The sequence below is a fragment of the Sandarakinorhabdus sp. genome (assembly GCF_987265915.1).
In genome coordinates this window covers 518,669-538,902 of record NZ_OZ503948.1, presented here as the reverse complement: position 1 = coordinate 538,902, position 20,234 = coordinate 518,669, and the positions used below count along the sequence as shown (strand labels likewise).

The following is a 20,234-nucleotide window of genomic DNA, read 5'->3' as shown; positions in this document are numbered from 1 at the left end:
CTCACGCTGTGATCACACGGGTCCGCGATTGCCGGCGACGCATTGCGCCGATCAACCCGAAGCCCATCACCATCATGGCCCATGAGGCCGGTTCCGGAACGGTCGATCCTGAGCCGTCCGACAGATCGGCACCGAAGTTGCCGCTTGCCGTGCCGGCAAAGGAGGCCAGGCCGCCCTGTGATACGGCAAGCGACGGGTTGATCGCGTTGATGGCAATCGCGATGTCCCGCGCCGTCGTCTGCGCGAAGTTGAAGAAATCGGAGGTGAACGTCACGTTGCCCGGCGGCTGGGAATTGAGGAACGATGCAACCGATCCACCGGCCAGCCCGGAAAACACGCCGCCGGTGAAGGCTGCGGTCAACAGGTTGGTGCCGGTGCGCCCCTTGTAGGTCACGGCACCAAGCGAGGTGAAGGTAAAGCTGCCCGCCGTGGCAGGCGCGATTCCGAGACCACCGGCAGCAAGACCGCCGGCGGTCGCAGCGAGGAAGTTGAAATTGGCCGTGACATCGAAAACCGAGCTCGACCCGGCCGGGTCGAGAAAGCGGAAGGTGACCGGGGAGCCCGGAATGCTGGCCACCGTCCCGGCGCCGCTTGGACCTGCTGTAAACTCGATGTTGGGCGAATTGGTCAGCGGTGCAAAGGTTGCGAAGGTCGTGATCGCGCTCGACGGGGCGCTCACCAACGTCGCGAAGGCCACGACTGCCGCCAGATGAAATTTGCCCATTACGCTCTACTCCGTTAAAACCTAAGCAACTACTAACGTACCCGAAACGCACGATAATTGGCGTTCCGGATGAGAGCACAATGTTTCTGGCCACTGGTAAGTTCCATATTTTTTAGACAAATGTAAAAAAGATATATTGTGCGATCAGCGACTTTGCTGGCGCTCGGCTCCGAATCTCTGCGCCTGCCTTGGCGGCCATCCGCCGCGCCCAGCAGAAATGACCGCGACAGACAAGCCGGCTTGACTCTTCTCGACGACAGGCGGCAACGTGAACAAAAGTGGAACACGTAGCCAAAGTGAGTCGCCCCCCTGCCCCCTGTTGTCCCCCCTGTCGCCCGCCTGGTGCCGCCTGGGCCTGTTGCCGCTCCGCCTGTGGCGGCACGGTTGCAGCTCGATTCCGGGCGGGTGGATGCCGCGTTGAACGGCGGGCTGATGCTGGCCGCGTGTCACGAGATTTACGGGCCGGGGGCGACGGCCTTTGCGTTGATGCTGGCGCTGGCGAACCCACGCCCCGGGCCGATCCTGTGGGTGGCCGATGGCTGGGAGGACAATGGGCGTTTGCACGGTGCCGGACTGGCGGAGCTGGGCGGCGATCCGGGGCGGTTGTGGCTGGTGGCGGCCGGTGGCGTGGTGCGGATGCTGCGTGCCACTGGCGAGGCGCAGCGCTGTGCGGCGCTGGCCTGTGTGGTGATCGAATCCCATGGCGAGGCCAAGGCCATCGATCTGACCGTGACGCGCCGGTTGCAACTGGCTGCCGCCGCATCGGGCGTGTTCACCCTGTTGCTGCGCAGTGGCGCACCGCGCCCGAGCGCCGCCAGCACCCGCTGGCAGGCCGAACCGGCACCGGCACGGCGGCTGGCGGCGGGCGCGCCGGGGCCGCCGCGGCTGGCCATCACCCTGACGCGCCAGCGCGGCGGCCCGGCCGATATCAGCCTTGCACTGGAGTGGGATCGTGACCGTTGCAGCTTCATCCCGGCCGAAAGCCGCATTGCCGCCGCCACCCCCATCGGCGCGGCTTTTGCCAAACACTCGGCGCATCCTGGCGCTGGCGCTGCCGTGGCTGCCGGCCGAGCGGCTGGCAAGAACCGGCGCAGCGCCGCCTGAGCAGCCGCTGGCGCTGATCGCCAATGATCGCGGCCGGCAGGTGATTCAGGCGGTGAACGCCGCCGCGTTGGCCGAAGGCATACTGCCCGGCCTGGCGCTGGCCGATGCCCGCGCGCGCCTGCCGTCCTTGCGCGTGGCGCCGCACGATCCGGCCGGCGATACCGCCTGCCTCGATTGGCTGGCGCAAGGCGCCACCCGCTGGTCCCCCATGGTCGCGGCGCGGCCACCCCATGGCCTGGTCATCGATATCAGCGGCTGCGCGCAGTTGTTCGGCGGGGAGGCCAGCCTGGTGTCGGACGTGGTCACCCGCCTGCACCGGCTGGGCTTCAGCGCGCAACCGGCGCTGGCCGCCACCCCCGCTGCGGCGCTGGCGCTGGCGCGGTTCGGGGCGGAACGGGTGAGCGAACTGCCGCTGGCGGCGCTGTCCGATCTGGAACAGGTGCAGATCGGCCTGCGCCGCGCCGGCTTGCGCAGCGTCGGCGATGTGGCCCGCCTGTCGCGCGCCGCGGTCGCCTCACGCTTTGGCGAGGCGCTGCTGGCCGCGCTCGATGCGCTGACCGAGGCGGCGCCGCAGCCGCTCGATCCCGTGCTGCCGCCAGCCGCGGTGATCGCCGAACAGCGTTTTGCCAGCCCCATCGTGCAACAGGATGCCGTGCGCGTGGCGCTGGAACGCTTGCTGCGGCGCTGCGCGGCGCAAATGGGCGCACTGGGCGTGGGCGGCCGGCGTTTCGCGCTGGCGCTGTACCGCAGCGACGGCCATGTCGCGCGCCTCGCGGTGGACACCGCCGAACCGCAGCGCGATGCGCGGCTCCTGCTGCGCCTGTTCGATGAGCGGATTGCGGCGCTCAACGATCCGCTCGATCCCGGTTTCGGCTATGATCTGCTGCGCCTTGCCGTGCCGGTCACGGCGCGGCTCGATGAATCGCAATTGGGCCTGGATGGCGGCGCGCTGGCCGAAACCCAGTTGAACGAACTGGTCGATCGGCTGACGGCGCGGCTGGGGCGCGGGCGCTTGCGCCGGCCAGTGGCGGCCGACACGCATATCCCCGAACAGGCGAGTTTTCTGGGCACACTGGCCGATTGCCCGGCGGCGGCCTGGCCGTCTCCCGTTCCCGGTGAGCCGCCCACGCGCCCCATCCGGCTGTTCGATCCGCCGCAACCCATCGAAGTGCTCGCCGAAGTGCCCGATGGCCCGCCGCGCCGGTTTCGCTGGCGCGGGCGCGTGCATGATGTGACGGCGCAGGAAGGCCCGGAACGCATCACCGCCGAATGGTGGCAGCGCAAGGACGGCGCCGGGCTGACCCGCGATTACTGGCGGGTGGAGGATAGTACCGGCCGGCGCTTCTGGCTGTTCCGCCACGGCCTTTATGATCGCGAAACGACCACCCCGCGCTGGTATCTGCACGGGCTGTTTGCCTGATGATGCCGCCAGTTTCCGGCTTTGCCGAGCTGGCAGCCGCAACCCATTATTCGTTCCTGGACGGCGCCTCCAGCCCGGCCGAGATGGTGGCGGCGGCGCTGGCGCTGGGCCATGCCGGCATCGGCATTGCCGATACCAACACGGTCGCCGGCGTGGTGCGCGCGCAAGTGGCAGTGCGCGAGTCTGCAGAGGCCGCGCGCGAAGCCGGCAGCGAACTGCCCCCCTTCAAGCTCGCCGTGGGCGCGCGGCTGGTGTTTGCCGACGGCACGCCCGATGTGATCGCCTATCCGGCGCACCGGCAGGGCTGGGGCCGGCTGACGCGGCTGCTCACCACCGGCAACCGTCGCGCCGAAAAGGGGATGTGTATCCTGCATCTCGCCGATCTGATCGATCATGCCGATGGCTTGCTGCTGATCACCATGCCCCCCGAACCCGGCCAGCAGCCGCGCCTGGCCGAGCTGGCACGCGCCTGCCCCGGCCGGCTGTGGCAGGGGGCGGTGATGTGGGGCCGGGGTGATGATCGGCGCCGGCTGGCGGCGCTGGCCGGGGTCGCCGACGCCCAGGGCCTGCCGCTGCTGGCGCTGAATGCGCCGCTTTATGCGACACCGGCGCAGCGGCCGCTGCACGATGTGATCCGCTGCATCAAACTGGGCTGCACGTTGAAAAACGCCGGCACGCAGCTGCGCGCCAATGCGGAGGCGCATCTGAAATCCGCGGCCGACATGGCGCGCCTGTTCCGCGACCGCCCGGATGCGCTGGCCGAACCGGCGCGGCTGCTCTCGCGCATCGATTTCAACCTCGATCAGCTGCGCTATGAATATCCCAATGAGCCGGTGCCACCCGGTTATTCCCCGCAAGGCTGGCTGGAAACGCTGACCCTGCAAAAGGCGCGGGAGCGCTGGCCCGATGGCATCCCGCCGAAGCTGCTCGGTCTGCTCGCCGAGGAATTCCGCATCATCGCCAAGGCCGGCTATGCCCCCTATTTCCTGACCGTCCACGATATCGTCGCGTTTGCGCAAGGCCGGGGCATCTTGTGCCAGGGCCGCGGCAGCGCGGCGAACAGCGCGGTGTGCTTCGTGCTGGGCATCACCGCGGTCGATCCATCCGTGCACAATCTGCTGTTTTCCCGCTTCATTTCCGAAGAACGCAAGGAACCGCCCGATATCGACGTCGATTTCGAGCATGAGCGCCGCGAGGAGGTGATGCAGTGGATTTACGAACGCTATGGCCGGGAACGCGCCGGCATCGCCGCCACCGTGATCCATTACCGGCCCAGGAGCGCAGTGCGCGAGGTCGGCAAGGTGCTGGGCATGAGCGAGGATCTGACCAACCGGCTCTCCAGCACCGTGTGGGGCAGCTATTCCAGCCAGATGGAGCGCGAGCGCTTTGCCGAAAGCGGCCTCGATCCCGACAGCCCGGAACTTGCCCGGCTGGCGGGGCTGGTGACGCAGATATTGGGCATGCCCCGCCATCTTTCGCAGCATGTCGGCGGCTTCGTGCTGACCGAAGGCCGGCTGGATGAGCTGGTGCCGATCCACAATGCCGCCATGGCGGACCGCACCTTCATCGAATGGGACAAGGACGATATCGATGCTTTGGGCCTGATGAAGGTCGATGTGCTGGCGCTCGGTATGCTCAGCTGTATCCGCCGCGCCTTCGAGATGATCGAGACCCACATCGGTCCCAGCTATACGCTCGACAATGTGCCGGGCGATGCGCCGGACGTTTACCAGATGCTGCAGAAGGGCGATAGCATCGGGGTGTTCCAGGTCGAAAGCCGCGCGCAGATGAACATGCTGCCGCGCCTGAAGCCGGCCGAATTCTATGATCTGGTCATCCAGGTCGCCATCGTGCGGCCCGGCCCGATCCAGGGCGACATGGTCCACCCCTATCTGCGGCGCCGGCAGGGGCGGGAGGCGGTGCATTTTCCGAGCCCCGGCCCCCCACATGATCCCGATGAATTGAAACAGGTGCTCGGCAAGACGCTGGGGGTGCCGCTGTTCCAGGAACAGGCGATGAAGCTGGCGATCACCGCCGCCAGCTTCACGCCGGCCGAAGCCAACCGCCTGCGCCGCGCCATGGCGACCTTCCGCAGCAATGGCGGCATGGAGTATTTCGAAACCAAGCTGATCGATGGCATGGTGGCGCGCGGCTATGAAGCGGAGTTTGCCCGGCGTTGTTTCAACCAGATCAAGGGCTTTGGCAGTTACGGCTTTCCCGAAAGCCACGCGATTGCCTTTGCCCGGCTGGTGTGGGTGTCGGCCTACCTCAAATGCCGATACCCGGCGGTGTTTGCGGCGGCACTGCTGAACGCGCAGCCGATGGGGTTTTACGCGCCGGCGCAGATCGTTCGTGATGCGGCGGAACATGGCGTGGCGGTGAGCGGCGTGGATGTGAATTTCAGCGGGTGGGATTGCAGTTTGGAGATGGCGGGTAATCCCACCCCCAGCCCCTCCCGCAAGCGGGAGGGGCGCCGGTTGGCGCTCGCACACACTGTTCCCCTACCGCTTGCGGGAGGGGTTAGGGGTGGGGAAGGCAGGCACGACACCCCGCTGTCCCTGCGCCTCGGCCTGCGCCAGATCACCGGTTTCCGCGAAGAATGGGCGCAGGCCATCGCCGCCGCCCGCCCCATCCGCTCCCTCGAACATCTCGCCCGCGCCGGCCTGCCGGCCCGCGCACTGAAACTGCTCGCCGATGCCGATGCCTGCGCCAGCCTGGGCCTCAGCCGCCGTGATGCCGGCTGGCAGGCGCTGCGCACCCCCACGGACAGCCTGCCGTTGTTTGCCGCCGCCGACGCCAGCGATCTGGGCGTGGAGGAATCCGCCGATCTGCCGCTGATGGCGCCCGGCGAGGAGGTTGCCGCCGATTACCAGGTGCTGCGCCTGTCCCTGCGCGCCCACCCGATGGCGCTGCTGCGGCCGTGGTTTCCGGGCGTGCTCAGCGCCGCGCAGTTCAACGCGGCGCGCAATGGCCGACGCGTCAGCGCGGCAGGCGTGGTGCTGGTGCGGCAGCGGCCGGGCGGCGGCAATGCCATCTTCATCACGCTGGAGGATGAAAGCGGCGTGGTGAACGTGGTGGTGTGGGCGCGGCTGTTCGAACGCTATCGCCGCGCCATCATGGCCAGCCGCCTGATGCAGGTGGACGGCGAGGTGCAGCGCAGCCCCGAAGGCGTGATGCACCTGATGGCCACCCGCATCACCGACATGAGCGGGGTGCTGGACCGCCTGTCGGACGCCCACGACGCCACGCCCGCCCTGGCGCGGGCGAGCGAGGATCTGGTGCACGGGCCGCAGGGTCGCAAACCGCCGCCGCCGAAAGCCGCGAGCCGGGGCCGTCACCCCCGCGACGTGCGCGTGATCCCACGCAGCCGGGATTTTCATTGATGGCCTGCACAAACCCACATTTGCACAAGTGCGGCTATCATGGCAGATTGCTCCCATGAGCCGCCTCAGCATCGATCTCAGCGACCAGCAGCACAACAGCCTGAAGGCGCTCGCCGCGCTGGAAGGCAAGAGCATCCGCCAATTTGCACTGGAGCGGCTGTTCCCCGATGCAGAAGGCGACGCGCCGGCCTTGGCCGAACTGAAAGCCCTGATCGATCAGCGTATTGAGGCCGCCATGGATGGCGCGATTTCCACCGCCACATTTGACGAGATCGTTGCCCAAGCGCTTGATCGCGCGTGACCGCCTGGCAGCTTACGACGGGAGCGGCGGCGGACCTCGATGAAATTCTCCGCTTCACGCAAAATGAATGGGGCGACACCCAAGCCCGCCGCTTCGCTGCCGATCTCAAGACAGCAATGCAGGCGCTTGCCGACCATCCGCATCGCCACCGCGCAATGCCCCGCCTGCATCCCGCTGTGCGCATTGCCCGCTGCCGCCACCATCTGATCTTCGCCTTGCCAATGGACGCCGGCCCCACGCTGATTCTGGCGATCCTGCATGAACGCATGGATTTGCTCGCTCGTCTGTTGCATCGGCTGCCTTGATCCGGGTCTTGCCTTCATGGCTGCAACCACCGAAGCTGCGCCCATGACCATGGAAACCCTCTTCGAAACCGCCGCTCTTGTTGGCGCGCAATTGAAAGCGCGCGGCGAGACCGTGGCCGTGGCCGAATCGGCGGCGGGCGGGCTGATCTCGGCGGCGCTGCTGGCTGTGCCGGGGGCGTCGGCCTTCTACATCGCCGGCGCGGTCGTCTACACGCCGCGCGCCCGGCACCGGCTGCTCGGCCTGAAACGCGAAGACGTGCGCGGCTTCATGTCCGCCACCGAACCGTTCGCGCTGCTGATGGCCGAAACCATCCGCGCGCAACACAGCGCCACCTGGGGCATCGGCGAGACCGGCGCGGCTGGGCCGAATGGCAACCCCTATGGCCACGCCGCCGGGCATGACGTGGTGGCGGTGAGCGGCCCAGTGCACGTGGCGCGCACCATCGCGACGGGATCGAGCGACCGGCAGGCGAATATGGTGGCGTTTGCGGTGGCGGCGCTGGAATTGTTGGGCGAGCAGTTGGTTTAATCCCCCAACGTTACCGTCCCATCCGGCCCCGGCAGCATGAACGGGTTGTAGGCGACTTCCCACGGGTGGCCATCGGGATCGCAGAAATAGCCTGAGTAGCCGCCCCAGAAGGCATCGTGCGCGGGTTTTTGTAAGCGTCCGCCGTTGGCGACGGCGCGGGCGAGGAGTTCGTCGACTTCGGCCTTGCTGCTGACATTGTGGGCGAGGGTGAAGCCGCCGAAGCCCCGGCGCCGGACGGCGCCATCTTCTAAAACTTCGCGATCCTGCATCCCGCAATCTTCGGCCAGTTTGTCGAACGGGTAGAGGGCGAAGGTCATGCCGCCGCACTGGAACATGGCGATGGCCTCCCACTTTCGCATCTTTCGTGGCCAGCCCATGGCTTCCCAAAAGGCGACGGCGCGGGGCAGATTGTCAGTGCCGAGGGTGACGATGCTGATGCGTTGGTCCATGATGGCCTCCGGTTGAATGGGGAGACTTTGGCATGACGGCTACGCAAATGGAACGCATCGTGCTGGCGCGGCATATCGTGGGTGCGCCGACGCCAGAGGATTTCCGGCTGGAAACGCTGCCGATCCCGGCGCTGGAGGAGGGCCAGTTGCTGATCGCCAATCGCTTCATCAGCTGCGATCCGGGCACACGCTCGCGGCTGTCGCCGGGTGCCTCCTACGCGCCGCCGTTGAAGGCCGGGGCCATGGTCGATGGCTTTGCGGTGGGGGAGGTGGTGGAGAGCCGCCACCCGAAGTTCGCGGCCGGCGATCTGGTGATGGGCACGGGCTGGGCGACGCATATGGTGTCGAGCGGGCGCGGTTATCTGTCGAAAGTGCCTGATCTGGGCGTGCCGCTCAGTCTGTGGAACGGCATTTTGGGCGTGCCGGGGATGACAGCGTGGTTCGGCCTGAAGCGCGTGGCGAATTTGCAGGCCGGCGAACGCGTGCTGGTCACCTCCGCCGCCGGGCCGGTGGGGGCGACGGCGGGGCAGTTGGCAAAGCTGTGGGGCGCGGGGCGCGTCGTGGGCATTGCCGGCGGCGCAGAGAAATGCCGCTGGCTGACCGAGGCGTGCGGCTTCGATGACGCGCTGGATTACAAGGCAGATGATTTCGAAGCACGCTTTGCCGAGGCCAGCGCCGATGGCTGGGATGTGCTGTTCGACAATGTCGGCAACGCCAGCATCGATCGCGCCCTGCCGGTGATGCGCATGAAGGGCCGCATCGTCGTGTCCGGCCAGGTCGCGGATTACAATCTGACGCCCGAAGACGCCCCCGGCATCCACCACACCCGCGAATTCATCGGCAAGCGCCTGCGCATGGAAGGCATGGTGGTGTTCGACGATCTGCCGCAGTTCCCCGCCGCGCAAGCCGAACTGGCGGCGTTGATCCGCGATGGCAAGGTCGCCTATCGCGAGGAAATCTTTGACGGCCTGGCCAGCCTTCCGGGCGCCTTCTGCGGCCTGTTCAGCGGCGCCAGCTTTGGCCGGCGGCTGATCCGGCTGTAATTGCAAAGGCTGGCGCATCGCTGGCCATGGGCGTAAGAAGGCCACTATCGCGTTCAAAACTGCCTAAGGAACACATCACATGGGTTCGTTCAGCCTCACTCACTGGCTGGTGGTCATTCTGGTCGTCGTGCTGCTGTTCGGTCGCGGCCGCATTTCCGATCTGATGGGTGATTTCGCCAAGGGCATCAACAGCTTCAAGAAGGGGCTGAGCGACAATGATGCGCCGACGCCACCCGCGGCCGCACCGCCGCAGGTGACGAATGGCGGCCAGCCGCAGCCGGCACCGATGGGCGAAGAAACCCGCCGCTGAGCGATTGCGGGGGCAGGCCCCCCATGCCTTCCTCGTTCAAGTGAATCCGGCACCGCCCCATGTTTGGTATTGAGTCGTCCGAACTTCTGGTCATCGCGCTGGTGGCCCTGGTGGTCATCGGACCCAAGGATCTGCCGCGCGTCATGCGCTGGGTGGGGCAATGGGTGGGCAAGGCTCGCGCCATGAGCCGCCACCTGCGCACCGGTTTCGATGCGATGATGCGCGAATCCGAACTGGAAGAGATGCAGAAACTGTGGGCGGCGCAGAATGATGCGATCATGAAGGCATCGCAGCTGCCGGAAAACAGCCTGCCCAACCTGGCCGGGCCCCATCTGCCTGAGCCTGCGCCATCCGAGCCTGCCGAAACATCCTATGATCCGTGGCCGACCACCGAAACGCCGTGGTTGCCCGCGCCGGAGTTGGACGTCGCGGCGGAACCGCCGGCCAAACCCAAGCGCCAGCGCAAACCGCGCGCCAAGCCGGCAGCCGAAGCCCCAACCGAGGCTGAACCCGCGCCACAGAGTGACGCGGCATGAGCGAAGAGATCGACCGTTCGGATATCGACGCCAGCAAGGCGCCGTTGATGGATCATCTGATCGAGCTGCGCGGGCGGTTGCTGCGCTGCGTCGTCTATTTCGCCATCGCCTTCGGTCTGGCGTTCAGCCAGGCGGGGCGCGTGTTCGATTTTCTGGTGCAGCCGCTGGTGACCGCGTCGGGCACCAGCGCCAAATTGATCTACACCAAGCTGTATGAGGCCTTCTTCACCGAAATCCGCGTCGCGGCCTTTGCCGGTTTCTGCCTCGCCTTCCCGCTGATCGCCAACGAGCTGTGGCGCTTTGTGGCGCCGGGCCTGTACCGCCGCGAGCAGAAGGCGCTGCTGCCGTTCCTGCTGGCGACGCCGATCCTGTTCACCTGCGGCGCGGCGCTGGCCTATTATGTCGTCATGCCGACGGCGTTCCGGTTTTTCCTGAGCTTTCAGCAGATCGGCGGCGCTGGCGGAGTCGAGCGCGAAGCGCTGCCGGCCATGGGCGAATATCTCGATCTGGTGATGAGCATGATCCTGGCCTTTGGCGTGGCGTTCCTGCTGCCGGTGCTGCTGATGCTGCTCGAACGCTCCGGCATCATCACCCGCCAGCAATTGCAGGGCGGCCGCCGCTATTCGGTGGTGGCGGCGTTCGTGGTCGCCGCCGTGCTCACGCCGCCCGACCTGTGGTCGCAGGTCGCGCTCGCCATCCCGTTGATCCTGCTGTATGAAATCTCGATCATCGGCATCTGGATCACCGAACGGCGGCGCGCCCGCGTGGATGCAACGGCCAGCCCTTAAAGGCGCCCGGCGGCATCCCGGCCAGCGTCATCCTTGTTGTCATTCGCGGTCTTCTTGATCGAACCGCCCGCGCTTTCGAGATCGCGGCCGGCGCCTTCCACCGTGTTGCATGCGGTCAACAGCACCAGCGCCGCCAGCAGGCCGATTGTCGTGGTCTTCATGGATACTCTCCTTCGTGTCGCGTCGAACAACTGACCGCCTGCCGGCTTGCTGGCGACCGCACGGGCTGGCATCACCCGGGCATGGCGTTCATCCTGCCCGAAGCCGAGCCGCCGCCCGATCTGGCGGGCGTGTTGCCCGATGGCCTGTCCCGCCAGATGCTGAACGCCGCCGTGGCCGCTTGGTTCAATGCGCCGTTTCTGAAGGGCCTGATCCGTGGCCGGCGGGACACCATGGCAACGCTGGCCACTGCTGGCCCGGATGCGGCGCTGGCCAATGCCATGGCACTGGCGCGCGACGATACGCAGCCGATCATGCCGCGGCTGCGCACCGCGCGGCGCGACGTGGCGCTGATCACGGCAATGGCCGATCTGGCCGGGCTGTGGCCGCTGGAGCGGGTGACGGCCGCCCTGTCGGACTTTGCCGATGCCGCAATTCATGCCGCTATCACCGCCGCCCTGGCCGAACGCGGCGCCCCCCCGGGCAGGCAGGCGCGCGGGCTGGTGGCGCTGGCGCTGGGCAAGCTCGGCAGCCATGAGCTGAATTATTCGTCCGATGCCGATCTGATCTTTCTGCATGATCCCTCGGCTGTCCCGTGCCGGGCGGGGGAGGAGCCGGGCGAGGCCGCCGTGCGCATCACGCGGCGCGCCGTGGCGATCCTGGCTGACCTGACGCCGGATGGTTATGTCGCGCGCATCGATCTGCGGCTGCGGCCGGCATCGGAAATCACGCCCATGTCGATCAGCCTGAGTGCAGCCGAGCAATATTATCAATCCGAAGCGCTGACCTGGGAGCGGGTGGCCTTCATCCGCGCCCGCGCTGCCGGCGGCGATGTCGCGATGGGCGCCGCCTTCCTGAACCGCATCCGGCCGTTCGTCTGGCGACGCAGCCTGGATTATACGGCGGTGCGCGATATCCAGTCGGTCAGCTTGCGCATCCGCGACCATTTCGAGGACGGCCAAGGCATCGGCCCGGGCTTTGATCTGAAACGCGGCCGCGGCGGTATCCGCGAAGTGGAGTTCTTTGCGCAGATCCATCAGCTGATCTGGGGCGGGCGCGCGCCGGAATTGCGCTGTCCGGCGACGCTGGACGGGCTGGCGGCGCTGGGGGCGGCGGGGCATGTGCCGGCGGGCGATGTGCAGGCGCTGTCGGCCGCGTACCGCGCGCTGCGCACGCTGGAGCATCGCTTGCAGATGCGCCGCGATGAACAGACACATGCCGTGCCGCGGCTGGCAGCCGACAGGGCTGCCGTGGCGCGGTTGAGCGGATTGAAGGACGGCGCGGCGCTGGAAGCCGCGCTGGCGCGCATCACCGCTCCGGTAGCGGCGGCCTATGACCGGCTGGTGCAGGCGGCCCTGCCGGAAGGGACGGTGGTGCCGGCCGATCCCGCCCCCTGGCTGAAGGCGCATCACCGCCCGCTCGCCAAACTGTTGGCGCCGCTGATCGCCAGTTGGCGGCAAGGCAAATACCGATCCTTGCGTGCCGAGGCCGCCCGCGCCGATTTCGAAGCCGTGTTGCCGGGCTTGATCGACGGCCTGGCCACCGCGGCTGATCCGGCCACGGCCGCGGGCCGGCTGGACGCGTTTCTGGCAGCACTGCCGGCCGGCGTGCAGTTTCTGGCGCTGCTCAGGGCCAATCCGCGCCTGGTCACCCTGCTCGGCAATCTGATCGGCGTCACCCCGGTGCTGGCCGAGGCGCTGGCCCGGCAACCGGCGCTGTTCGATATCATGCTGTCGCCCGATGCCTTTGCACCGCTGCCCGATGCCGATCGGTTGACCGCCAGCCTGGCGCAATACTGCGCCGGCGCAGCCGGTGTGGAAGAGGTGCTGGACCGGGTGCGGCGCTGGACGGCCGAATTGCGCTTTCAACTGGGCGCGCAATTGATCGAGGGCCATACCGACGCGACGACCATCGGGCGCAACCTCGCCGATATTGCCGATGCCGCAATTTGCGTGCTGTTGCCGGTGGTGGCCGCCGATTATGCGCGGCTGCACGGCGCGGTTCCCGGCGGCGAGCTGGTCGTGCTGGCGCTGGGCCGGCACGGCGGGCGGGCGATGACCCACGCGTCCGATCTCGATCTGGTGTTCCTGTTCACCGGGGATCACACGGTGGTTTCCGATGGCAGCAAGCCCCTGCCCGCCAGCCAATATTTCAATCGCCTGGCGTCCCGGCTGGTCACCGCGCTTTCGGTGCCGACCGCGGCCGGCGCCATGTACGAGATCGACACGCGGCTGCGGCCGTGGGGGGCAAAGGGCAATCTGGCGCTGTCGATCAGCAGCTTTGCCCGCTACCAGCTGGAGGAGGCCGAACGCTGGGAGCATATGGCGCTGTGCCGGGCGCGGGTGGTGGCCGGGCCGGGAAGCGCTGTTGATGATGTAATGGCCGGCGTGCTGCGGATGCCGCGCGACATCGAAGGGCTGCGCAAATCCGTGCTGGCCATGCGCGCCGATGTTGCGGCGGCCAAACCACCGCAGGGCCGGTTCGACGTCAAGCTGGCGCCGGGCGGCCTGGTCGATCTGGAATTCATCGTGCATTTCCGGCAGCTTGCCACCGGCCAGGGCCTTTCGCCGGAATTGCGGCCAGCGATCGATCAACTGGTGGCGGCCGGGTTGTTGCCCGCCGAACTGGCCGAAGCCCACGACCTGCTTAGCCGATCGCTGATGTGGCTGCGCCTGTTGTTCCCCGGCGCGCGTATCCCGGCCACCCTGCCGGCGCCGATCGGCAGCTTGCTGGCGGGTGCGCTGGGTGCGGCAAATTTCGCCGAAGTTCAGCAGCAACTGGCCATCGCCAAGGGCGTGGTGCGCATGGCATGGGCGGACATCATCCTCAAGCAAGGGACTTGAACCATGAGCATGCCGCAGCCAGGCGACACCGCCCCCGATTTCCGCATGGACGGCGATGCCGGACCGATCGCGCTGTCCGATTTCGCCGGGCGCAAGCTGGTGCTGTATTTCTACCCGAAGGATGACACGCCCGGCTGCACCACCGAAGGCAAGGCGTTTTCGGCGCTGAAGGCGGATTTCGACGCGGCCGACACGGCGATTGTCGGCGTGTCGCGCGATTCGGTGGCCAGCCATGCCAAGTTCCGCACCAAGCAGGGCCTGACTGTGGCCCTGGGCAGCGACGATGGCAGCGTGACCGAAGCCTTTGGCGTGTGGGTGGAAAAATCCATGTACGGCAAGAAATATATGGGGATCGAGCGGGCGACCTTCCTGATCGGCCGTGACGGGACCGTGGCCGGGGTGTGGCCGAAGGTGAAGGTACCCGGCCATGCCGAAGCCGTGCTGGCAGCGGCCCGCGCCCTGGCCTGAGGCCCGGGCCGGACGAGCGCCGGCCCGCGAATCACCCGACGGTGATTCGAACGATATGGTGAAATCTACGCAGGTCGTCGCGGCGGGACGGCCATCCCGCCCGCGATTTCAAATCACATTCGGCTTGTACGGTGGGATTTGCCCTGCAGATGCACGCTGGCGGCACGATTTTGTCACACTTCATCGCCTGCGACCAACGCTTGGCCGCTAGGGGGCAAATGACCGGTTGTTTGCCAGCACCGTGCCTGCTTCATCAGCGTCGTTATCCGGGTTCACCGGTGACATAGGGGACTTCAGCGCAGCGCGTGTGATGGCACTGGCATGACATGCCGGTGGACAACCGAGATGTGTGTGAAATGCCCCGGCTGAAGAAAGGTTGCACCGGGTCATGCAATTTCGGATCGGCACGATCATGCTGCTTGGCGCAGGGCTGGTTGCCCTGGCCGCGCCGGCATCGGCCAACGAGACGGCATCGACCGATCAGGGCACAGGCTTCGCACCGGTTTCCGCCGTCAGCGCCGTGATGGCGATGACCGCCGACGACAGCGCCAGCCATCCGGCGACCAGCATCGCCCAGGCGCGCCGCGAATTTCTGGCTGCGCTGGCCAATGAACATACTGATGCCGCCGTGCTGGCCCGCCTGCTGCCGCGCGCCGGCCAACCGGTTGCCGCGTTGATCGGGGCAGCGCCGGCTGGCCAGGCCCGCGCCGAAGCCGTGCTGCGCCGGCTCGGCCTTGATCCCGAGCGTTTTCTGGGGGCCCGCACCAATCTGGCGCAGGGTGGCCCGTTCATCGCGGCCAATGATCCGCAGGTGCGCAGCTTGCAGGCCGATTCGGTGCGGCAGGCGGCGCTTGCCGCCACATTCGCCAGCATCCCGGCCTTCCTGCCGGTCAATCGCCTGAGCGAATCTTCGGATTTCGGCTATCGCACCGATCCGATTCATGGTGGCGGCGCTTTTCATGCCGGACTCGATCTGACCGGCAAGACCGGCGAAGCCATCCATGCCGCCGCCGATGGTGTGGTGGTCAGGGCTGGCTGGTGGGCCGGCTATGGCAAGGTCGTGGTGGTCGATCACGGCAATGGCGTGGAAACACGTTATGGCCACATGTCGCGCTTTCATGTGAAGGCCGGCGACACCATCCGCCAGGGCCAGGTGATTGGCGGCATGGGCTCCACCGGGCGTTCCACCGGCACCCACCTGCATTTCGAAGTACGGCTCGATGGTCGTCCGCTCGATCCGCAGCCGTTCCTTGATCTGGCCAGCTATGGCGTCGATGCACCGGCCAAGCCGCGCAAGGCCGTGGTGGCGCCGCTGAACCTTGCCAGCGATGAACCCTTTGCGCCGCTGGCCAGCGACGATATGGTGATGGCCGCTGGCAAGACTTGGACCGTTCGCACTGGCCGCTGACGCTGCGGTTGCACCTGGCGGTGTGACGCCCTACATTGCAGCCATGGAAGAGCTTCCCCGCCTCAGCCCCGCCGCCGCCGGCCGCGTGTCGGCCATCGCCGCCCGTCAGGGCAAGCCCGGCCTGATGTTGCGACTGGCCGTTGATGGCGGCGGCTGCGCCGGGTTCCAATATCGCTTCGGCTTGGAAGCCGCCCCTGCGGCCGATGACATCGCCGTGCAGGCGCACGGCGTGACGATGTTGATCGATCCGGACAGCCTGCCCTTTCTGGCCGGCGCCGAGGTCGATTATGTCGAGAAAATTGGTGCGGCCGCCTTTGAAGTGCGCAACCCCAATGCCGCTTCCGGTTGCGGCTGTGGTTCCAGCTTTTCGGTCTGAACGCCGTCGTTCAGGCCGGCGCCACCGCCATCATCATCTGGCGGCGCGGCCCGGTGCGCACGGCGATATGGCCGGCCAGCGCCTGATCGAGCGCCTCATCGCCTGAATCCACCAGCAACTGCCCATCGGGAAGGGTGGCCAATTTGTCGGCACTGGCCAGCACCGTCAGCCGCTGCGGACCAACCGCCCGGATAATGCGCGCCGAAAGCTGCTGATTGCCGCGCCCAAGCAGAAAGCCCTGGCCACCGATCACACCCAGCACGAGGCGAACGCCAGCCGGCGCGCCCGCCAGCAACTGCCACAGCCGGGCTTCATCGGCATCGCGCGCGAGCAACTGTTCACCGGCAAACACATCGACCCCCAGCAATGTGCCATCGCCGGCCAGCGCCTGCTTCACCGCCAGCATGGTGCCGCCGGTGCCGATGATCGCCAGCGGACACGCCGCCAGTTCACGGGCCAGTGCGGCACAGGCGGCGGACAGATCGGTGTTGGCGATGCCGCCAGCGATTCCGGGCCCCGCGGCCTTGGCAGCCTGCCGGCGTGGGCCTTGCGGCGCCGGCAACAGACCAAACAATTGGGCCACGCCATCCGCGTCGCGATCGATGATCTCTGCGGGCTGGGGCAGCAGCGCCCGGCCCGCCACATGGTCGCGCAGCAGCGCCGCCGCCGCCGCCGGGCTGGTGGCAAACACCGCGCTGTGCATCTTCACGCCGGCCGGGATGCCCAGCACTGGCACGCTGCCGGTTGCGCCGAGCAGGTCCCGCGCCGTGCCGTCGCCGCCGGCAAAGACCAGCAGATCGATCCCGGCGGCACACAGCGCCCGCGCCGCGGCAACCGTATCGGAGGCCGTTGTATCCGCCGGCGCCTGATGCACCACGATGGGCTGGTGCCCGGCGGCCAGCGCCGCCGCTTCCCCCATCGCGTCGCTGGCGGTGAGCATCTGGGCACTGCCAATGCCGGTGAGGGCGCGAATCGCCCGCTGACCGGCGAGCGCCGCCGCCCCCTGCGCCCGCGCGCGGCCCGCAACGGCGCCGTCGCTGCCCTTCAGCGCAAGCGGGCCACCAATTCCGGCCCAGGGATTGACGATCAGGCCAAGCCGCACGCGATGATCCTTTTTCTGCCGGCGTTTGATGCTATCCCACGCCAGCACGGCGGACAAATCTGCGGCCGAGATCATGGGGGAACAGGGCGATGCCAAAAGCGGTGATTTTCGATTTCGGCGGCGTCATCACCTCGTCGCCGTTCGAGGCCTTTGCCCGCTATGAAGCGGCGCACGGGCTGCCAGCCAATTTCATCCGCACCGTCAACGCCACCAACCCGGACAGCAACGCCTGGGCGCTGCTGGAGCGCAGCGAGATTGCCGGCGCCGCATTTGATGCGATGTTCCGCGCCGAGGCGCTGGCGTTGGGCCACGATGTGCCGGGCCGCGATGTGCTGCCGCTGCTCGCAGGTGGTGTGCGGCCCGGCATGGTCGCGGCGTTGAAGGCCTGCAAGGCGCAGTTCAAGGTGGGGTGCATCACCAACAATGTCGCCAGTGACGATGATATCGGCTGGGGCAGCAGCGTCGCCGATATCCTGGCGCTGTTCGATCATGTGATCGAAAGCAGCAAGGCCGGCGTGCGCAAGCCAGACCCGCGCATCTATCTGATGATGTGCGAGGCGCTGGGCGTGGCGCCAGCGGACTGCGTCTATCTCGATGATCTCGGCATCAACTGCAAACCGGCCGCCGCGTTGGGGATGACGGCGATCAAGGTGACCGGTGAAGCGCAGGCGCTGGCCGATCTGGCGGCGACGACGGGGCTGGTGTTTTAACGAACCCTCACCCCGCTCGGCTGCGCCGAGTCGCCCTCTCCCGCAAGGGGAGAGGGGAATTGTTACCACCCCACCGGATCGGCAAATGCCGTGCCCGTCCGCTCCAACTGGGTGGCGATGGCGAATTTGTGGACTTCGGTGGGGCCATCATACAGTCGGAACGGCCGCATATCGCGGAAGATCATTTCGACGACGGTTTCCGACGTCACCCCGATCCCGCCCAGGATCTGCACGCAGCGATCGGCGACCTTGAACAACTCCTCCGACACGCTGGCCTTGACGATGCTGCTTTCGTGGCGCGCGCGCACGCCGTTGTCGAGCAGCCAGGCGACATGACGGATGGCAAGCCGGGCCTGGTGCAAGGCGATTTCATTGTCGGCCAGCATGAAGTTGACGCCCTGGTGCTGGATCAGCGGCTTGCCAAAGGCGGTGCGCACCCGCGCATGTTCCAGTGCGATATGCTGGCAGCGCGCGGCGGCACCGAGCCAGCGCATGCAGTGCGTCAGCCGCGCCGGGGCAAGGCGCATCTGGGCATAACGGAATGCCGAACCAATCTCCCCCAGCAGGTGTGATGGCCCCAGTCGCACGCTGTCAAAACGCACGACGCAATGGCCCTCGACATAGTTGCGATCCATCGAATCCATCACGCGCTCGATCCGGATGCCCGGCGTGTCGCCTTCGCACAGGAACAGGGTCGGCCCGTGGGGGCCGTGCGGATTCGGCTCGACATTGGCCATAATGATCCAGGTTTTCGCGCCATTGGCCCCAGTGATCAGCCACTTCAGCCCGGAAATCTCGTAATCATTGCCGTTGAACACCGCCTTGGTTTTCAACTGGCCGGGATCGCTGCCGGCGCCATCGGGCTCGGTCATGGCGAACACGCTGCGCCGGTGCCCGGCGACCATCGGGGCCAGGAACTGCTTCACCTGATCGGGGCGGGCGATGCGCGACAGCAGATACATATTGCCTTCGTCCGGTGCGGCGCAGTTCATCGCCACCGGCCCCAGCGTCGACCAGCCGGCCGCTTCGAACACCGCGGCCTGGGTGGCATGGTCGAATCCCATGCCGCCCAATTCCGTGGACGCTTGCGGGGTCAACAGGCCTTCGGCGCGGGCCAGCGCCACCAGTTCGCCGCGCAGATCATCATTCGGGCCATGCTGCGTCAGGCGCGGATCGCGTTCGAACGGAATGATCCGGTCAATGACGAACTGGCGGACACGGCGGGCCAGCGCCTTGGTCTCTTCGGGCAAGGTGAAATCGGTCACAGCGCGCCTTTCCTGAACTGGTCTGCGGCATGGGCAAGGATCGCCAGCACCAGCGGTTCAAAGCCCTGATAGCGGCTTCCGTGCATCTCGCCGCGCTGCCATTTTCGGTATAATTGCATCCAGGCCACGGCCAAGCGCAGCCGCGCCAGCGCCAGCGGCCAGACAAGATCGCCAACGTCGTGCCCGCTGACGGCTTGATAACGCGCCGCCACCGCCGCGCGCCCCGGCCAGCCGGGGGTGAGCGATGGCACCGCCAGCAGCGATTTGACAGCATCGGGATCGCCCGGCTCGATCCAGTATGACAGCAAGACAGCCAGATCGAAGCTGCGCGGGCCGCGGGTCGCCATGTCCCAATCGATCATCGCGCGTAGCGCCAGCGTGGTCTGATCGACGAGCAGATTGTCGGGCTTCAGGTCCATGTGCAGCAGCACGGCGATGCCCGAATCGGGCGGCGGCGCGGCGTTGAGGGCGGTGATCAGCGCGTCCGCCGTCGCCGGGAGACCGTCTGGCCAAACGGCTGCAGCCCGCGTTGTCCAGCCCTTCAGCTGGCGGGCGTAAAACCCTTCCGGCTTGCCGAGATCGCCGAGGCCAACGGCGGCCGGATCGAGCGCGTGCAGCGCCGCCATGGCGCCGAGCGTGGTTTCGACCAGCGGCAGGCCATCGGCGATACCGACGGGCAGTACGCCGCCGATGGCAATGCCTTCACGCCATTCCAGCAGCTGGAATTTGGTGCCCAACACAGCTTCGTTGTCGCAAAAGGCGATCAGGCGCGGCGCCAGTGCGAACTGCGGCGCCAGCGCGGTCAGCACGCGGGCTTCGCGCGCCATGTCGCTGGCGCCGGCCGCCAGCACACCCGGTGGCGGCCGCCGCAGCACCGCCGGGCCGGTGGTGAGCATGATCAGTTCATTGCGATTGGCGATGCCGCCGCCCAAGGCCGACAGCTGCGCGCCAGGCACCGGGGCCAGCCCCACCGTGGGCAGCCAGGCGATCAAACGGTCAAGGTCGGTCATC

Annotated in this window: 21 protein-coding genes and 1 pseudogene; 16 read left to right on the top strand and 6 right to left on the bottom strand. The window is 67.2% G+C overall.

Annotated features, from left to right (window positions below):
* Nucleotide 1 precedes the first annotated feature (1 nt).
* Nucleotides 2-163, bottom strand: a pseudogene (locus AC6UUM_RS02600) (PEPxxWA-CTERM sorting domain-containing protein); the annotation flags it as partial.
* 403 nt (nt 164-566) lie between these two features.
* On the opposite strand from AC6UUM_RS02600, the gene AC6UUM_RS02595 reads away from it, so the two are divergent.
* The 7 genes from AC6UUM_RS02595 (at nt 567) to AC6UUM_RS02565 (ending at nt 7,766) form a co-directional block, all read left to right on the top strand.
* Nucleotides 567-713 (top strand): hypothetical protein, encoded by a 147-nt coding sequence (locus tag AC6UUM_RS02595; RefSeq protein WP_500803794.1) that lies wholly within the window; start codon nt 567-569, stop codon nt 711-713.
* 383 nt (nt 714-1,096) lie between these two features.
* Complete coding sequence (locus tag AC6UUM_RS02590; protein WP_500803793.1) at nt 1,097-1,828, top strand: ImuA family protein; 732 nt, start codon at nt 1,097-1,099, stop codon at nt 1,826-1,828.
* On the top strand, nt 1,743-3,248 hold the full coding sequence (locus tag AC6UUM_RS02585) for a DUF6504 family protein (protein ID WP_500803792.1): 1,506 nt from the start codon (nt 1,743-1,745) through the stop codon (nt 3,246-3,248). Before AC6UUM_RS02590 ends, AC6UUM_RS02585 begins: the two co-directional genes overlap by 86 nt.
* A complete protein-coding gene (locus AC6UUM_RS02580) occupies nt 3,248-6,631 on the top strand; it encodes an error-prone DNA polymerase (protein WP_500803791.1) in 3,384 nt (1,127 codons plus the stop codon). Before AC6UUM_RS02585 ends, AC6UUM_RS02580 begins: the two co-directional genes overlap by 1 nt.
* Before the next feature lie 55 nt (nt 6,632-6,686).
* Nucleotides 6,687-6,932 (top strand): type II TA system antitoxin, ParD family, encoded by a 246-nt coding sequence (locus AC6UUM_RS02575; protein ID WP_500803790.1) that lies wholly within the window; start codon nt 6,687-6,689, stop codon nt 6,930-6,932.
* Nucleotides 6,929-7,237, top strand: a complete 309-nt coding sequence (locus AC6UUM_RS02570; protein ID WP_500803789.1) for a type II toxin-antitoxin system RelE/ParE family toxin — start codon at nt 6,929-6,931, stop codon at nt 7,235-7,237. Before AC6UUM_RS02575 ends, AC6UUM_RS02570 begins: the two co-directional genes overlap by 4 nt.
* Nucleotides 7,238-7,280: 43 nt before the next feature.
* Nucleotides 7,281-7,766, top strand: coding sequence for a CinA family protein (locus tag AC6UUM_RS02565; RefSeq protein WP_500803788.1), 486 nt, complete (start codon nt 7,281-7,283; stop codon nt 7,764-7,766).
* Here AC6UUM_RS02565 and AC6UUM_RS02560 read toward each other — a convergent pair.
* On the bottom strand, nt 7,763-8,215 hold the full coding sequence (locus tag AC6UUM_RS02560; protein WP_500803787.1) for a VOC family protein: 453 nt from the start codon (nt 8,213-8,215) through the stop codon (nt 7,763-7,765). The genes AC6UUM_RS02565 and AC6UUM_RS02560 overlap by 4 nt on opposite strands.
* A 32-nt stretch (nt 8,216-8,247) precedes the next feature.
* On the opposite strand from AC6UUM_RS02560, the gene AC6UUM_RS02555 reads away from it, so the two are divergent.
* From AC6UUM_RS02555 to tatC, 4 genes are all read left to right on the top strand, one after another.
* Nucleotides 8,248-9,258 (top strand): NADP-dependent oxidoreductase, encoded by a 1,011-nt coding sequence (locus tag AC6UUM_RS02555; protein WP_500803786.1) that lies wholly within the window; start codon nt 8,248-8,250, stop codon nt 9,256-9,258.
* A gap of 79 nt (nt 9,259-9,337) precedes the next feature.
* A complete protein-coding gene (locus AC6UUM_RS02550) occupies nt 9,338-9,568 on the top strand; it encodes a twin-arginine translocase TatA/TatE family subunit (RefSeq protein WP_500803785.1) in 231 nt (76 codons plus the stop codon).
* A gap of 59 nt (nt 9,569-9,627) precedes the next feature.
* Entirely contained in the window at nt 9,628-10,104 is a 477-nt protein-coding gene (tatB, locus tag AC6UUM_RS02545) for a Sec-independent protein translocase protein TatB (protein ID WP_500803784.1), read from the top strand.
* On the top strand, nt 10,101-10,892 hold the full coding sequence (tatC, locus tag AC6UUM_RS02540; RefSeq protein WP_500803783.1) for a twin-arginine translocase subunit TatC: 792 nt from the start codon (nt 10,101-10,103) through the stop codon (nt 10,890-10,892). Before tatB ends, tatC begins: the two co-directional genes overlap by 4 nt.
* Here the strand turns inward: tatC and AC6UUM_RS02535 are convergent.
* Entirely contained in the window at nt 10,889-11,053 is a 165-nt protein-coding gene (locus AC6UUM_RS02535; protein WP_500803782.1) for an entericidin A/B family lipoprotein, read from the bottom strand. The genes tatC and AC6UUM_RS02535 overlap by 4 nt on opposite strands.
* Nucleotides 11,054-11,134: 81 nt before the next feature.
* Between AC6UUM_RS02535 and AC6UUM_RS02530 the strand changes: the two genes are divergently transcribed.
* The 4 genes from AC6UUM_RS02530 (at nt 11,135) to AC6UUM_RS02515 (ending at nt 16,146) form a co-directional block, all read left to right on the top strand.
* Nucleotides 11,135-13,894, top strand: a complete 2,760-nt coding sequence (locus AC6UUM_RS02530) for a bifunctional [glutamine synthetase] adenylyltransferase/[glutamine synthetase]-adenylyl-L-tyrosine phosphorylase (protein WP_500803781.1) — start codon at nt 11,135-11,137, stop codon at nt 13,892-13,894.
* A gap of 9 nt (nt 13,895-13,903) precedes the next feature.
* Nucleotides 13,904-14,362: a peroxiredoxin gene (locus AC6UUM_RS02525; protein WP_500804887.1), complete on the top strand. Its 459-nt coding sequence runs from the start codon at nt 13,904-13,906 to the stop codon at nt 14,360-14,362.
* A 388-nt stretch (nt 14,363-14,750) separates the two neighbouring features.
* The gene (locus AC6UUM_RS02520; protein ID WP_500803780.1) at nt 14,751-15,770 is read left to right on the top strand and encodes a M23 family metallopeptidase; all 1,020 of its coding nucleotides are present in this window, start codon (nt 14,751-14,753) and stop codon (nt 15,768-15,770) included.
* Between the two features lie 43 nt (nt 15,771-15,813).
* Complete coding sequence (locus tag AC6UUM_RS02515; protein WP_500803779.1) at nt 15,814-16,146, top strand: HesB/IscA family protein; 333 nt, start codon at nt 15,814-15,816, stop codon at nt 16,144-16,146.
* Between the two features lie 10 nt (nt 16,147-16,156).
* Here the strand turns inward: AC6UUM_RS02515 and AC6UUM_RS02510 are convergent, their stop codons facing one another.
* A complete protein-coding gene (locus AC6UUM_RS02510) occupies nt 16,157-17,323 on the bottom strand; it encodes an ATP-NAD kinase family protein (RefSeq protein WP_500803778.1) in 1,167 nt (388 codons plus the stop codon).
* Nucleotides 17,324-17,337: 14 nt separating this feature from the next.
* On the opposite strand from AC6UUM_RS02510, the gene AC6UUM_RS02505 reads away from it, so the two are divergent.
* The gene (locus tag AC6UUM_RS02505; protein WP_500803777.1) at nt 17,338-17,958 is read left to right on the top strand and encodes an HAD-IA family hydrolase; all 621 of its coding nucleotides are present in this window, start codon (nt 17,338-17,340) and stop codon (nt 17,956-17,958) included.
* A 62-nt stretch (nt 17,959-18,020) separates the two neighbouring features.
* Here AC6UUM_RS02505 and AC6UUM_RS02500 read toward each other — a convergent pair whose 3' ends face one another.
* Nucleotides 18,021-19,223: an acyl-CoA dehydrogenase family protein gene (locus AC6UUM_RS02500; RefSeq protein ID WP_500803776.1), complete on the bottom strand. Its 1,203-nt coding sequence runs from the start codon at nt 19,221-19,223 to the stop codon at nt 18,021-18,023.
* Nucleotides 19,220-20,233 (bottom strand): phosphotransferase family protein, encoded by a 1,014-nt coding sequence (locus tag AC6UUM_RS02495; RefSeq protein WP_500803775.1) that lies wholly within the window; start codon nt 20,231-20,233, stop codon nt 19,220-19,222. Before AC6UUM_RS02495 ends, AC6UUM_RS02500 begins: the two co-directional genes overlap by 4 nt.
* Between the last annotated feature and the right edge of the window lies 1 nt (nt 20,234).

Bases quoted from the DNA above. Each gene is read 5' to 3' on its own strand.
- AC6UUM_RS02595 (WP_500803794.1), top strand. From the start codon at position 567: ATGCTGGCCACCGTCCCGGCGCCGCTTGGACCTGCTGTAAACTCGATG.
- AC6UUM_RS02580 (WP_500803791.1), top strand. From the start codon at position 3,248: ATGATGCCGCCAGTTTCCGGCTTTGCCGAGCTGGCAGCCGCAACCCAT.
- AC6UUM_RS02575 (WP_500803790.1), top strand. From the start codon at position 6,687: ATGAGCCGCCTCAGCATCGATCTCAGCGACCAGCAGCACAACAGCCTG.
- AC6UUM_RS02565 (WP_500803788.1), top strand. From the start codon at position 7,281: ATGACCATGGAAACCCTCTTCGAAACCGCCGCTCTTGTTGGCGCGCAA.
- AC6UUM_RS02560 (WP_500803787.1), bottom strand. From the start codon at position 8,215: ATGGACCAACGCATCAGCATCGTCACCCTCGGCACTGACAATCTGCCC.
- AC6UUM_RS02555 (WP_500803786.1), top strand. From the start codon at position 8,248: ATGACGGCTACGCAAATGGAACGCATCGTGCTGGCGCGGCATATCGTG.
- AC6UUM_RS02550 (WP_500803785.1), top strand. From the start codon at position 9,338: ATGGGTTCGTTCAGCCTCACTCACTGGCTGGTGGTCATTCTGGTCGTC.
- tatB (WP_500803784.1), top strand. From the start codon at position 9,628: ATGTTTGGTATTGAGTCGTCCGAACTTCTGGTCATCGCGCTGGTGGCC.
- tatC (WP_500803783.1), top strand. From the start codon at position 10,101: ATGAGCGAAGAGATCGACCGTTCGGATATCGACGCCAGCAAGGCGCCG.
- AC6UUM_RS02535 (WP_500803782.1), bottom strand. From the start codon at position 11,053: ATGAAGACCACGACAATCGGCCTGCTGGCGGCGCTGGTGCTGTTGACC.
- AC6UUM_RS02530 (WP_500803781.1), top strand. From the start codon at position 11,135: ATGGCGTTCATCCTGCCCGAAGCCGAGCCGCCGCCCGATCTGGCGGGC.
- AC6UUM_RS02525 (WP_500804887.1), top strand. From the start codon at position 13,904: ATGCCGCAGCCAGGCGACACCGCCCCCGATTTCCGCATGGACGGCGAT.
- AC6UUM_RS02520 (WP_500803780.1), top strand. From the start codon at position 14,751: ATGCAATTTCGGATCGGCACGATCATGCTGCTTGGCGCAGGGCTGGTT.
- AC6UUM_RS02515 (WP_500803779.1), top strand. From the start codon at position 15,814: ATGGAAGAGCTTCCCCGCCTCAGCCCCGCCGCCGCCGGCCGCGTGTCG.
- AC6UUM_RS02510 (WP_500803778.1), bottom strand. From the start codon at position 17,323: ATGATCTCGGCCGCAGATTTGTCCGCCGTGCTGGCGTGGGATAGCATC.
- AC6UUM_RS02505 (WP_500803777.1), top strand. From the start codon at position 17,338: ATGCCAAAAGCGGTGATTTTCGATTTCGGCGGCGTCATCACCTCGTCG.
- AC6UUM_RS02495 (WP_500803775.1), bottom strand. From the start codon at position 20,233: ATGACCGACCTTGACCGTTTGATCGCCTGGCTGCCCACGGTGGGGCTG.